Origin of the sequence: Actinoallomurus iriomotensis, assembly GCF_030269445.1 — a bacterium.
Taxonomy (GTDB): Bacteria; Actinomycetota; Actinomycetes; order Streptosporangiales; family Streptosporangiaceae; genus Actinoallomurus; species Actinoallomurus iriomotensis.
Genome location: NZ_BSTJ01000015.1, coordinates 22,776 through 35,469 on the forward strand (window position 1 = coordinate 22,776; position 12,694 = coordinate 35,469).

At 66.1% G+C, this 12,694-nt stretch carries 13 protein-coding genes; 4 read left to right on the forward strand and 9 right to left on the reverse strand.

The window, feature by feature from the left end:
• Positions 1-38: 38 nt before the first annotated feature.
• From QSK37_RS43770 to QSK37_RS43790, 5 genes are all read right to left on the reverse strand, one after another.
• Positions 39-911, reverse strand: coding sequence for a recombinase family protein (locus tag QSK37_RS43770; RefSeq protein ID WP_285633605.1), 873 nt, complete (start codon positions 909-911; stop codon positions 39-41).
• A 191-nt stretch (positions 912-1,102) separates the two neighbouring features.
• A complete protein-coding gene (locus QSK37_RS43775) occupies positions 1,103-1,939 on the reverse strand; it encodes a hypothetical protein (RefSeq protein WP_285633607.1) in 837 nt (278 codons plus the stop codon).
• A complete protein-coding gene (locus tag QSK37_RS43780; protein ID WP_285633610.1) occupies positions 1,936-2,250 on the reverse strand; it encodes a PadR family transcriptional regulator in 315 nt (104 codons plus the stop codon). Before QSK37_RS43780 ends, QSK37_RS43775 begins: the two co-directional genes overlap by 4 nt.
• A 182-nt stretch (positions 2,251-2,432) precedes the next feature.
• Positions 2,433-3,327, reverse strand: a protein-coding gene (locus tag QSK37_RS43785; RefSeq protein WP_432705661.1) for an IS5 family transposase whose coding sequence is annotated in 2 segments (ribosomal slippage) — positions 2,433-2,973 and positions 2,972-3,327 — 897 coding nt in all. Because the reading frame shifts where the segments join, the coding sequence is not laid out codon by codon here.
• Between the two features lie 71 nt (positions 3,328-3,398).
• Complete coding sequence (locus QSK37_RS43790; protein ID WP_349498044.1) at positions 3,399-3,755, reverse strand: Tn3 family transposase; 357 nt, start codon at positions 3,753-3,755, stop codon at positions 3,399-3,401.
• A gap of 139 nt (positions 3,756-3,894) precedes the next feature.
• Between QSK37_RS43790 and QSK37_RS43795 the strand changes: the two genes are divergently transcribed.
• Together QSK37_RS43795 and QSK37_RS43800 are read left to right on the forward strand one after the other, a co-directional pair.
• Positions 3,895-4,299 (forward strand): DUF6069 family protein, encoded by a 405-nt coding sequence (locus tag QSK37_RS43795; protein ID WP_285633613.1) that lies wholly within the window; start codon positions 3,895-3,897, stop codon positions 4,297-4,299.
• Between the two features lie 20 nt (positions 4,300-4,319).
• On the forward strand, positions 4,320-4,628 hold the full coding sequence (locus QSK37_RS43800; protein ID WP_285633616.1) for a helix-turn-helix domain-containing protein: 309 nt from the start codon (positions 4,320-4,322) through the stop codon (positions 4,626-4,628).
• Here QSK37_RS43800 and QSK37_RS43805 read toward each other — a convergent pair.
• The 4 genes from QSK37_RS43805 to QSK37_RS43820 form a co-directional block, all read right to left on the reverse strand.
• Positions 4,582-4,749: a hypothetical protein gene (locus QSK37_RS43805; RefSeq protein ID WP_285633619.1), complete on the reverse strand. Its 168-nt coding sequence runs from the start codon at positions 4,747-4,749 to the stop codon at positions 4,582-4,584. The two genes, QSK37_RS43800 and QSK37_RS43805, sit on opposite strands and share 47 nt — an antisense overlap.
• 535 nt (positions 4,750-5,284) lie before the next feature.
• Entirely contained in the window at positions 5,285-6,640 is a 1,356-nt protein-coding gene (locus tag QSK37_RS43810) for an outer membrane protein assembly factor BamB family protein (RefSeq protein WP_349498038.1), read from the reverse strand.
• An 80-nt stretch (positions 6,641-6,720) separates the two neighbouring features.
• Positions 6,721-7,167, reverse strand: coding sequence for an ATP-binding protein (locus QSK37_RS43815; RefSeq protein WP_285633625.1), 447 nt, complete (start codon positions 7,165-7,167; stop codon positions 6,721-6,723).
• A gap of 151 nt (positions 7,168-7,318) precedes the next feature.
• Positions 7,319-10,273 carry an AfsR/SARP family transcriptional regulator gene (locus tag QSK37_RS43820; RefSeq protein ID WP_285633628.1) on the reverse strand — a complete coding sequence of 985 codons (2,955 nt, stop codon included), beginning with the start codon at positions 10,271-10,273 and terminating at the stop codon, positions 7,319-7,321.
• Between the two features lie 242 nt (positions 10,274-10,515).
• Here QSK37_RS43820 and QSK37_RS43825 point away from each other — a divergent pair, with 242 nt between their 5' ends.
• Positions 10,516-11,334: a DUF2637 domain-containing protein gene (locus tag QSK37_RS43825; RefSeq protein WP_285633632.1), complete on the forward strand. Its 819-nt coding sequence runs from the start codon at positions 10,516-10,518 to the stop codon at positions 11,332-11,334.
• A gap of 140 nt (positions 11,335-11,474) precedes the next feature.
• Entirely contained in the window at positions 11,475-12,086 is a 612-nt protein-coding gene (locus tag QSK37_RS43830; protein WP_285633635.1) for a hypothetical protein, read from the forward strand.
• Positions 12,087-12,694: the final 608 nt, after the last annotated feature.

The following is a 12,694-nucleotide window of genomic DNA, read 5'->3' on the forward strand; positions in this document are numbered from 1 at the left end:
AAGTAGCTGTGCGTAGTTGTGGTGACTGATGGTGAAGGTCAGGGATCGGCCGTCGTTGCTGTCTGTTGGTCGTGTTCGCGGAGCATGCGCATCACGGTGGCGGCCGAGGGGTGCTGGCCTTTTTTCTTGCCGGTGGTGATGACGAGCCGGGAGGCGATGTCGCGCAGGCTGTGGTTCTGCTCGCGCAGGTGGAGGGCGATAGCGAGCATGGCGTCGTCGGTGACGGCGGCGCCGCCGATGCTCTTGCCGCGGCTGCGGGCGGACTCGTGTCCTTCCAGGGTGCGGTCGCGGATGTACTCGCGTTCCATGCCGGACAGGGCGGCCAGGACGGTGAAGACGATCCCGGACGGGTCGTGGGAGCCTTGCAGTTCGCCGGTGAGGAACTCCAGGCCGATGCCGCCCGCCTTGAGCTGTTCGGCGAGCGTCGCCAGTTCGATGCCGCGGCCGAGCCGCTTGTGTTCGTGGACTACGAGGGTGACCGCGACGCCGGAGGCGCGCAGCTCGCGAGCGAGGGCGACGGCCCGCTCGAGTTCGGGGCGGCTGGTGGCGCGGGTGGAGATCTTCTCGGAGTAGATCCGGGTGACGCCTGCGGTCTTGAGGGAGTCGAGCTGGGTGTCCAGGGATTGGCGGACGGTGGAGGCGCGGGCGTAGCCGATCCGCACGTGCCCGGCCGGTTCGGCGCCGGCGGCCTCGGGGCGGGGCAGCTCGATCCAGGCAGTACCGGGATTGCGGATTGGCGGGGTGGGGATGTGCAGGGCCTTGGCGAGGGAAGGGACGAGCCGGAATCGGGCGGTGTGGTACTGGACGGCCACCTTGCTCTTGCCGGTTCGGCACGGTGACCCGGCGGGCGCGGCGCAACTCGACATTGGGCAGTCGCTGGCTTCCACGCGCAGGAAGTCGTCGTCGCTCACCCCGAGAGCGTTTCATGTGGGTGTTTCACAGGTCTAGCCGTATGCAACAACCCATGAAACGGGATTCGCCCTGTACAGCCTCCCCCGGGCGGCGTGTTTCATAGGTCTTCGCCTATGAAACACGCCGCGACCGCGGGTGGAGTTGTTGCACTGCTGGCGAAGCTCGATGTGGGCGGCCCGGGGCTATGAGGTCACGTACGCGACCGCCGCGTCCGCTGGGCCGTCAGTCCTATGACCAGCACGAGGGCTACCTCCACCCCCCAGAAGACGATGGTGGCGGCCGTCGGTGCCGTCGGATACACCTGCGTGATGACCGCGTCAGGGCCGATGGTCGCCGGCACGAAGATCGCAGCGGCCAGCAACCATCGCAGGTCGCGTGCCGCCGCCGTCGCCCAGATACCCGCCGACAGCAGGAACACCGCGATTGCCGGCTGCACCGTCCATGTCATCGATGTGTGAACGTGCGCCGCCGCCCACGCGATTACAGGGACGGCGAGCCACAGGTACGAGCGCTTGCGGAGGCCGCGCGATCGGCGGAGGGAGAGCACGACCAATCCGACCGCCACCGCGAGATATTGCACGGCGAGGTCGGCGAGGGCACCGGGCACCCGTGCGCTGAACACGAAGTCGACCGCCGGGATGGCGACGGCCAGGGCGAGGGGGAGCGCCACCCAGAGCCATCCCCGCACGAGGGCCACGCTCAGCACCAGGTAGCCGATCACCCAGGGGGCTGACGCGATCGACGGGGCCGAGATGTAGGCGAGGTTCAGGGCGAGATTGGTCAGCGCGATCAACAGGATGCCCAGGTGCAGGCCATCGGCCCACCACGCCACCGGATGCTCGGTAGCGGCCCGCATCCGTGCGGTGATCCCGCCGCCGATGAGCCCGGCCGCCTCACGTGGCGAGGGCAGGCGCCGGTCTGCGGATGCCTGCAGCAGCGTGCCGATGATCTCCTCGCCGTGCGCCTGTCGGTACGCGGGCGGATAGGCGTGCAGCAGACGCCGGTAGTGCGACTCCAGGGCGCTCATGACGTCACCATCCCGGGCTGTCGCCGGACCACGATCCGAGCCGCTTGTGCCATGCGTTTCGCCTCCTGGGTGACGGCGTCGGCGCCGTCGTCGGTGATGGTGAAGTAGCGGCGAGGCCGTCCATCGACGATCTCCTCCCGGTCCACGGCGATCAGGCCGTTGCCGGCCAGCCGGTCGAGCGCACCATAGAGAGTTCCGACCGCCAGGCGGACCCGGCCGCCGGATAGTTCCCCGGCGCGCTTGATGATCGCGTAGCCGTGCAGAGGACCGTCCAGAAGCGACGCCAGGATGAAGTACGTAGGTTCGCTCATCGGCCGCATGACACGGCAGCATATATCGAGTGCCGAAGTATGCGCCAATCGTTCTGCGGACCTTCCCACCGACGCCGGAATCGCCCAGCCACCCGGCTATCAACCCATCTGAGGCAGATGGATATCCCCAAGCCGCTGCCCGACCCGAGGATCCTGCCCCCCTCTAGGTCCTGTCTCATGGATCAGGTGATGGGGTTGCGGAGCCAGATCCGGATCGAGGCGACGTCGATGGTGCCCTGGTAGATACGTTCTCTTTTGTCGTATCTGGTGGCGACGGCGCGGAAGGCTTTGAGCTTGTTGAAGCAGCGTTCCACGGTGTTGCGGTCCTTGTACCGCTCGGCGTCGAAGGTGGGTGGCCGGCCGCCGGTCGAGCCGCGGTTGCGGCGATGCTGTTTCTGGTCTTCCTTGACCGGGATGACCGCTCGGATGCCACGTCCGCGAAGATAGGCCCGATTTCCGGACGAGGAGTAGGCCTTATCGGCCAGCACGGTGGCGGGCTTGCGGCGAGGGCGTCCCCGGCCGCGGCGCGGGATGCGGACCGCCTCCAGGAGAGGGATGAAGCGAGGGCTGTCACCGTGCTGACCCGGCGAGGTCAGCCGGGCGATGGGCCGGCACCGCCGGTCGGCGACCAGATGGATTTTGGTGGTCCAGCCGCCCCGCGACTTGCCCAGAGCCTCCCGCCCGGCTTTCTTGTCATTCGATAGGTCCCCCCGTGGGGTCATCACGTGCCGGAGCACGGCGAGCTCCGGCCGCGTGCTGATGGGCCCGGTTGATCGTCGAGTCCACGCTGACCGTCCAGTCCGGTCCCTCGGCCTCATCACAGCCCGCACGCAGCCCGTCTAAGATCCGCTCCCAGGTTCCGTCGAGTGACCAGCGGCGATGCCGCCCATAGACGGTCTTCCAGTTCCCGTAGCAGCCGGGCAGGTCACGCCATGGCGTACTGGTGCGGGTCCGGAAGAAGATCCCGTTGATCACCGTACGGTGATCGGCCCACCGGCCACCACGCCGGGGCAGGACCGAGGGCAGCAACGGCACCAGTCGCTCCCACTCGGCATCAGACAGATCATGACGCTTCAGCAACTCCTCATCCACACACAGTTACCTACACGCCTCACCCGAGATCACGAGACTGATCTACAAGACACGGTCTAGTCGTCGAGATCGAGATCGAGGTCGAGGTGGTTGGTCATGTCCAGCTCCAGCCGCCCGTACAGGTTCAGGTGGGTCCAGAACAGGGCCGACAGCCCGCGCCGATCCTCCTCGGTGAGCCTGTCCCGCCAGGCGGGATCACGCAGCACGATCTGGATCAAGTGGGTATTGAGGTAGGCGATCGTGGCCTGGACCAGGTGGAGGGCCAGCGCGGACACCTCGACGTGCTCGCGGTCATCGCCGGTCAGGTCACCGGCCTTGCCGTAAAAGATGTCCTTGTTCGCCGAATTCCAGTTCTCCACCACGTTCAAGTTCTCGTGGATCTCGCGGCGGATACCCGGACAGCGCGTACTAATGCGGCGTCAACCGATGTTCGCCGGGCCGGGCGAACACCCCCAAAATTTTTTTCGCGGTGATGTCGAATGGCGTCGAGTCCGTTCGTAGCCAGGGTGAGAGGCCGGCACGGAGCCGGTCGCGACGCACCGGAGGCTCACGATGTCCGTCACCACCACCACCGCTCCCGTTCCCGCCAAGTCCCTGATCGCCGGAGGCCTGACCACGACGGCCCTCGCCGCCGTGGCGACCTCGGCCATCGCCGCGGCGGGCAAGGCCGCCGGGATCAGCCTGGCCGTCGGCGGCGCGCCGATCCCGGTGCCCGGGTTCGCCACACTGACCGTCATCTTCTCCGTGGTCGGCCTGGTACTCGCCCTGGTACTGGCCCGCACGGCCCGCCGCCCGCGCACGATGTTCGTCCGCACCACGCTCGTGCTCACCGCCCTGTCACTGGTGCCCGATGTGCTCGCGGACGCGTCCGCGGCCACGAAGGCGCTGCTGATGCTGACGCACCTGGCCGCCGCCGCGATCGTGATCCCGGCCATCGCCCGCCGCCTCGCCGCCTGATCCCTCGAACGAGACCTGAGATGACCGAGAACTTCGACCTGGAGACCAAAGAAGGCCGCTTCATGTTCGCCGCCCTCGCGGCGGCCGGCGAGTACGAGCTGGAACTGCGTGCCGAACGTCAGGCCGAGGGGATCGCCGCCGCCAAGCGGCGCGAGGCCGAGGGGAAGATGCTGCCCGGAAAGCAGCGCATCGGCCGACCCCCAGTCATCGGCCCCGCTGAACTCGCCGCCCTGCGCCGCCTGGTCGACGAGGGAGTCTCCGTCACCGAAGCAGCCCGCACCCTCAAGATCGGTAGATCCACGGCATACGCCGCACTCTCAGCGCGCTGACCAGCAGATACTTCAGCAACGGCCCGCGCACGAAGTAGTCGACCGCGACGATGGTTCGCCCGCGCAGACCGGCGACGAGTCGTTCGTAGCCGTCGGAGGTCAGGATCGACGCGGTACTCACCGGGCAATCCTGGCAGTGGCACTCCGAGCTGGGCGAGCGGATTTCGCGGGGTCAGGGCGGGCAGGGCGCGCTCGCGGGGCGTCAGCTGGGACCACCGCCGATGACCAGGCGCGAGGCGAGGTCGAGGCGGACCCCGCCGTATGGACGGATATGGCTTCAGAAGAGCGGGGTCAAGCCGCGGCGGTCGGACGAAGTCGGGCCGGAGGTGATCTTCAACGGCAATCCGTGAAGTGGTCGCCGCTGCTCTCTCCGAGGTCGAAGAAAAGCCTGAGCCCAGCTTGGCGCAGCCTGCCGGGGATGTGCTGGGCTGGAGCCGGAAGTGGTAGTGCAGCTTTATACGGCTAGACCGGATTGGGAGTAGTCGGAGGTGGACTTCCCTAGTCCGTCATGTCACTCGACTGACGGCTATCAGGCGCTGAGTTCCGCCGCTCCCCTGGAGCTGGCTCCGCCGACAACAGATCGGGTCGGCTAGCAGTGGCCGTGGATCCGCGCAACGCCGCCGTAGCGCACTCGGCCAGCCATTTTATTTCCGTGATTACCAGTTCACTGCGAAGAGGCGGGGCTTGGTGCAGCGGGAACCCGCTACTCCATCGGTCGCACACCCGGTCGCGACCAGGAGGGCCGAACCGCCGTCGATCCATTCGGCGATCGTGAAGGCGGCCGAGACTTCAAGTACGCGCCAACGGCGGTTCCCCGACACCAGGTCGAACCCGTACACCGTCGTTGCTGTGGTGTCGGCTGCGACGCCCCGTACCGCCGCATCGGCCCCCTTGAGACGGGAGGACGGGATGTGGGTGTGGATGAGGGAGCCGTTTTCGGCGTTGACCGCCTGCACCGTGTTCCTGGTCGACTCGTTCAGGTAGACGGTCGGTGGCCGTGCGAGCGGGTCGAACCCGACGATGTTCCCGGCGCCGTTGTCCTCGGCGCCCGCCCGCCGCCACAGCAGGTGGCCGGTCCGTGAGTCGATCGCCGCTTCCCCGTCCGGTTTGTGCATGGCGAGGAACAAGATTCCCGGAAGATACACCGAGCCTGAGATCTCGCTGGAATCCAGGAACGTGTCACCCTGCAGACCACGCGGCAGAGAAAGATCAGCCAGTCGGTGACCCGTACGTAGATCAATACGTTGTATATGGCGGGTTATCCCGCTCTTCTTACTTGTGCTGGCATGGTCGTCGAAGTAGAGAAGATCTCCGATCAGCCTCATTCCCCAGTAGGTCCGCACGCCCTGTCGCCACACGGTTTTGCCGGATCGTGCATCCGTCGCGGTGACTCGCGCTTCATTGGTCCAGATCAAACGGCCGCCCACAATCGCGACCAACCGATCGATTCCTGCCGGGCAGTAATGATCGGAGACTTGCCCCCCTGTAACAGCATCGATCACATATACCCGCTGGTGATGAGGTCCCTTATCCGAACCGTAGGCCGTCGACACGGCGACCAGTCCGTCTCCCATGACGGGATCGTCATAAAGCAGTGTCTTGCCTATGGTGTTCCGGATATTGGCAGCGATTCGTGTCCGCCATAGTTGCCTCCCGCTGTTCCGATCGACAGCGCGCATCATCCCGTTTTCATTGACGACCAGCGTGGATCCGCTGGTAACGGCCGCTGCAGGGAGTCCCGGCGGCAAAGGGTCCGATCTTTGGATGAAGGGCCATAGTCCTCCGAGATAGTCGATCGCGTATGCCCCGTCGAGCGGCACCGACCACCGCACCGTCCCCGGCGACAGGCAGTCCCGGCGCGCGTGGTCTGGGCACGTCAACCTGCCCGCGCTTAACGGACCGATTTGTGGATCAGCTACTCGCCCGCCACCGGAACAGGCCGCCACGGCCAGCGCGATACACCACATCGCTGCAAGCGCTCTCAGAAGACGCACCGTGCCCACATTACCCATCACGGTTGCGGGCCCAGGCAGTTTTACCTCTGTCGATCAGCGCCCGGCTGTCCGATGGCGGGCCATGAGGCGGTAGCCCTTCACTCGCCCGCACATTCGAACCAGACAGCGGTGCCGACAGCCGGCAGGCGGGTGATGCCCCACCGCGTGGCCAGAAGGTCGACGATAGCCACTCCACGGCCGTCTTCGGTGTCGGCTGTAGCGTTCCTCAGATACGGGATTCCGTGCCGTCCCTCGTCAATGACGGTGATACGTACGCGGTCCGTCGGGGTTCGGGCGATGGTCAGGGCGAAGAAGCTTGAGCGGCTATGACAGACGGCGTTAGTCGCCAGTTCGCTGACAAGGAGCACTGCGGTGTCGCCTGCAGGATGGTTGATCAGATGGTCGCGAACGAGCGCGCGGGCGCGTGCGACTTGGTCGGCCGAGGCTGTGAAAGCCGCCGCGCAGACGTGCTCGCTGACCTCCCGATGAGCGACGGTCGCCGCGATAATCTGGTAAGCGTGTCTGATCGCATTGGTGGTCGACATAGCCCGTCCTTTTTCCGTCTTTGCGTCTGGCTGGACCACTGCCGTTTCCAGACGGTGGGTTACGTGTCGATGCGACGATTACCGCGCTTCAGCGTTTTCACAAGTCACGGCGGCATGGCGGCGGACCGACCATGCACGCAAAGGAAGAATGTCAGGAGCCGTGCCCCTGGCTTAGAGCGGCGAGTTTCTCTTGCGCCTTGACCTCCTGCGAGCGGGAGCCGCACTTGCGAAACAGAACGATGCTCTTCTTCAGCCGGGGGAAAACCTCATGCCAGCATCCCGTGGCGTAGTAGCTGTCGGCGAGGGCCAACAGGCACCGGGCCTGCTGGTCGTAGTTGCGCTGGGTATGGAATTGTTCTGCGGCCATGGTGAGTGTCGTGATCGCCTGGGCATGCTCACCGAGCTGTTGATAGGCCAGGCCGAGGTGCTGGTGGAAGAAGGCACGGCTGATGCTGTGGCCAGCGGGGGCTTCCGTGGCGAGTCCGTGACGGCATAGCTGGATCACTTGGGCAGGCTGGCCAGCGGCTGCGTGGCTTTGGATCAGCGCGTACAAGGCAGTACCGGTGTAGCCGGGGCCCAGCTGTTCGGCGAGTTCGACGGCGCGTTCGCTGGAGGCGATTCCTTGCTGGTAGTAGCCGCGTTCGCTGAAACTGACGCCCAGGACGTACAGGCAGAGGAATTCCGCGTGGGTGTCCCCGGCCTGCCGGGCGAGTTCCATGCCGTGGTCGGCGTCAGCATGGGCTTGGTCCTGGTCGCCTTCGAGGTAGGCGCAAAAGCTCCGCACCGCGTAGGTGAGGGCGAGGCGTGGCAGGTGACCGGCGGCCTCGAACGCGGCGAGACATGTTCGAAGAGGTTCGGCTGCGCGGGCGGTGTGCTTCTTGTCCGCGACCATCACCAGCACGGTGCGGAGGCGGGCATCGCAGGCCGCGTCGTGGTCGCCGGCGAGTTCGGCCGCGCGGGTAATGGCCGTCCAGGCGTTTTCAGCGTCGTCGTGATAGCCGTTCAGGTGGAGAAAGGCCGCCAGGTACTGCGCGAGCCGACCAGCCGTGCGGTGTTGCCCGAGGGCGCACGAACGGTGGATCGCGGCCAGCAGGTTCTCACGCTCGGTCATGAACCAGCTTTCAGGTTCAGCTATGACCATGTGCCGGAGCGGCTCGGGCATCTGTGCGGTCTCGGGGGCTGGCTGGCGCGGCGGGAGGTATCTCAGCTGGGGCAGCTGTGCGTCGGCCAGGGCTGCCAGTTCCAGCCATCCGTCGACGAGTCGGGCCTGCGCGGCCTCGGTGTCATCGACGGCGCCGTCAGGGCCCGTTTGGAGTTCGGTGGCGTAGGTCCGGATCAGGTCGTGCATCCGATAGCGCGGCCGGCCGAGAACGTCCATGCCCACCGTACAGAGCAAGGATCGATCCACCAGTACCTCGACGGCATCGGTGGCCGGTTCGCCCACGAGCCGGTCGGCCGCCCAGCCCGGCAGCTCGCCGGCGCCGGCGAGTGGCAGCAGGCGGAACAGGCGTTGCAGACGCGGAGGGAGGGCGCCGTAGCTGAGGGCCAGGCTGGCCCGTACCGCCAGGTCGCCCGCGACCAGCTCGTCCAGGCGGCGCTGTTCGTCTCTCAAGGCGCGGGCCAGGTAGGCGATCGGCCAGTTCGGGCGGGCCGCCAAACGCTCCCCGGCGATCCGGACCGCCAGCGGCAGCCCACCACACGCCGCCACCACTTCATCCGCCGCGATCGGCTCAGCTTCCATCCGGGGCCGGCCGACGATCTGAGCCAGCAGCGCCATCGCTTCATCGACCGCGAAGGGCTCCAGGTTGACCGATTGTCCAGCGGCCAGCCCGACAAGCTGGCGCTGGCTGGTGACGATCACTGCGGATCCTGCGGTGCCGGGTAGCAGCGGCCGGACCTGGTCCGGCGAGGCCGCATCATCCAACACCAGCAACAGGCGCCGGCCCGCCAGATGTGTGCGGTAGGCGGCCTCACGCTCGGCTCGTGTCTCCGGCACCTCCACAGGGCTCATTCCAGCGGCCCGCAGCACCTCGGCCAAGGCCTTCTCAGGCCGGGCCGGGTCATCGCTCGCGCCGCCGAGCCGAAGGAACAGCTGGCCGTCTGGATAGTCGTGCGCGATGGCATGAGCGACATGAACAGCGAGAGCGGTCTTGCCGATCCCAGGTGGACCGGTCACTTCCGCCAACGGCACTCCCAGCGATCCCGGCTTCGGCGAAAGCAAGGCGATCAGTTCCGCGGCTTGCGTGCCCCGGCCGGTGAAGTTCAGCGTGTCGGGTGGTAGCTGACGCGGCAGGATCTGCTGCTTCGCCCGGTGACCGGCGAGTGCTCCCGCTAGAAGGCTTTGATGCGAGCCTTCACCTTCGGGTCTCAACTCGGGGTCGTCGACCTGGATCTGGCGGCGCAACCGGTGCAGTTGATTCCCAGGGGTAAGGCCCGCGGTCGCTAATGCCTCGCGGGCTTCGGTAAAGGCCCCCAGCGCATCCGTCTTGAGACCGCACCGATACAGCGCCAGCATCAAGTCGGCCCACAGCTGCTCGTCCACGGGTTCCGCGCTCACCCACGCCCGCAGCTCGGGCAGCAGATCCCAGTGCTGCCCGAGCCTCAACCGCACCTGAATCAGCGCGTTGCGGGCGCCGCGATGTTCTTCAGCCAGCCCGGTGACCAGCGCGGTCATCGCCGCCGTCGCGGGCAGCAACTCGTTCAACCGGCCGCTACCCCACAACCCCACTGCGTCCTGGAGTAGGTGGGCAGCGGTCAGGTCATCACCCGTCCGTGCGGCCTCACGGACCAGCTGGCGAAATCTCTCGACATCGACGCGATCCCGGCCTGCCACGATGTCGAGGCGATGGCCGCGCTCATCAGCGACGAGGCGTTGGGGCGGCAGTAGCCGCCGCAGGTTCCATAAACAGTCACGCAGCGAGTGCAACCGGTCCACCGGGCCCGGTCCCTCACCCCACAACAAGTCGATCAACCGCTCCCTGGACAGCGGCTCATTGCGGTGCAACACCAACGCGAACAAGGCGCCGCGAACCAAGGGCCGTGTGACCGGGACCAGCTCTCCCCCTGCGGAGATGATGTCAATTCGCCCCAGAACACGGTATTCCATACCTATTATCCTTAACCCCCCGTGTCCTTTCAGACACACAACGTTACACATACGGCAAGGGCCTCGCATGGCCGCATCCGGCCGCTTCACCAGCCCCGGTAAACCCCGCTCGGAAGACGCCGGCAAGACGCCGCGATGACGCTCCGCTGACCGCACCGCTTTACGGTCAGTCGCCTTGCGTGGTTCCGACATCACGCCGTCCCTACGGCGCATGCCGACCCGCCACAACGAAAGGAGGATCGATGGCACCTCACTTGAGCGTTCCCCGCCGGGTACGCATCGCCGCAGGTGTCGCCATCATCTCCTTCGCCGCAGTGCTCGCCGCGATCGAGGCGATGGCCCTACGCGGCCAGGTCGACTTCAGCCGCCAGGTCCTACACCTGAATGGGTACTGGCTCGCCATCCCACCAATCGCCCTGGAAGGCGGCACCCTCGCCGCGGCGACTCTCACCTTGTGGGCCGTGCTCGCCGGTGACTCCGCCGCCCTCTCACGCCTGATGACCGCCATATGCATCGCCGCAGCGGCCTACGCCAACTACCGAGGCGCCCAACACGCGGGACGGCCCACCCTCGCCGCCGAATACCTCGCCGGCGCCAGCGTCTTGGCATACCTGATGTGGCACACCATCCTCACTCGCATCCGCCACGCCGAACTCCGCACCGCCGATGCGATCGAAGACCCACTCCCCCGATTCCGGCTCCTGCGCTGGCTCCTGGCCTTCAACGAAACCCGCCAAGCCTTCACCATCGCCGTCCGCGAAAACCTCACCCGCCCCCGCGACGCACTCTCCCGCATCCGCGAAATACCGGCCCTACCACCCGCACGCCAGACGCCACCAACCGACGAACCGGACACCGTAGACCACCTCGTCGCACTCGCCGCCGAACGCGGCGGCAAACGCCTCGCCATCGAAAAGGCCGCCCAGATCATCAGCTCTCACGAACCGACACGAGTCCAGCAATGGCTGTCCAAGCGCGGCATCGACATCGACCTGTCCTACGTCTCTCGCACGCTCAAAGATCAGCCACAGGCGATCAATGGCAACGGGCAGCACTCATGAACGCAGTCGGACTCCATGCGCACTCACGCACCACGATCAACAGCGCCATACCCAGCAGCGATGCCGAGCGATCACCACAGGCCACACCGAACGTGCGAAGGTGGCAACAACGGCCGAATTACTGGAAGAGGAGCACGCTCGTGGAGCAGAAAGCGCATGAATGGACATCAACTGCCACAACGCACGCAAAGCACCTTGCCTACCTCGCGGCCATGATCGCCTTCTCGCTAACCGCAGTGGGATGCGACAGCGGAAGCAGCCCAAAGGTTGCACTACCGTCCACAGCACCACCGGCCGCACCATCATCAGGAGCGGCGTCCCCCACATCACCGACCGATTCCGTCGTCGCCGCTTACCAGGCTTTGTTCGCTGCAGCCGACAAGGCCATCGTGTCACCTCCCGAGCAGGCGCGGGCCATCCTGCAGACCTATGTCGCCGGTGACTACCTGGACTGGGAAATCCGGCAAGTGATGAACCACCAAGCCGAGCACCAGGAGCCGTGGGGGAAAGTTGTCGTCCACATCACAAAGGTGGACCTGAAGGCTAACACCGCGAAAATCCACGATTGCCAAGACGCCTCGCGCGCCGGCCTAGCAGATTCGCGAACTCACGTATTGATTCCGAAAACACGAGGCATAGCCAACAGGAACCTGATCGCCAACATGACACGAGGAAGTGATGGCCGATGGAGAGTGACCGGGCTCCGGCAATACGACTCCCCCTGCCACGTATCCTCATTACCCTCGGGCTGATCGGAGTTGTCCTCGCGAATGCGCCGCAGGCCACAGCGACACGAGTAACGATAGGACACACTGACGGCGATACATCTGGATGGGCGGATCCGAACGGATACCACGTCGGAGCGAAACAGCACGGCGCCCCTGCAGCCCAAAGTAATGGCGGACGAGATCGGAATAGCTTTGGCGAGCAAGACTCAGAAAGGACAAGCTCGCCGACCTACTGCAAAGCAGCAGCCGTCGCAGTTCGCATCGCCGACCCCATCGCCGCGATGGGCGGCACGCCCGTCGATTGTGTTCCCGGCCAGGCCCCGACGCCGGTCGTAATCCCGCAAGAGCTGGCTCAGCAGGCGTGGAGATCCTTGCGTTTGCCATTCCCAGACGTACACACCGCGCCTCCACGCAGAACTCAAGGACTCGTCGGCCTCGCCGAATGGGTGTGGGTGCCGCATGCCCAGTGGCGGCCGCTGGCGAAGACCGCATCCGCCGGTGCGGTGTGGGCGCGGGTCACCGCGACACCTAAGCAGCTGACGATTAAGCCTGGGGCCGGTCTGCCGACGGTTAGTTGCGGTGGGCCAGGTACCGCTTATGACGCGGCCCGCGCTGCTTCCGCGCAGCGTACG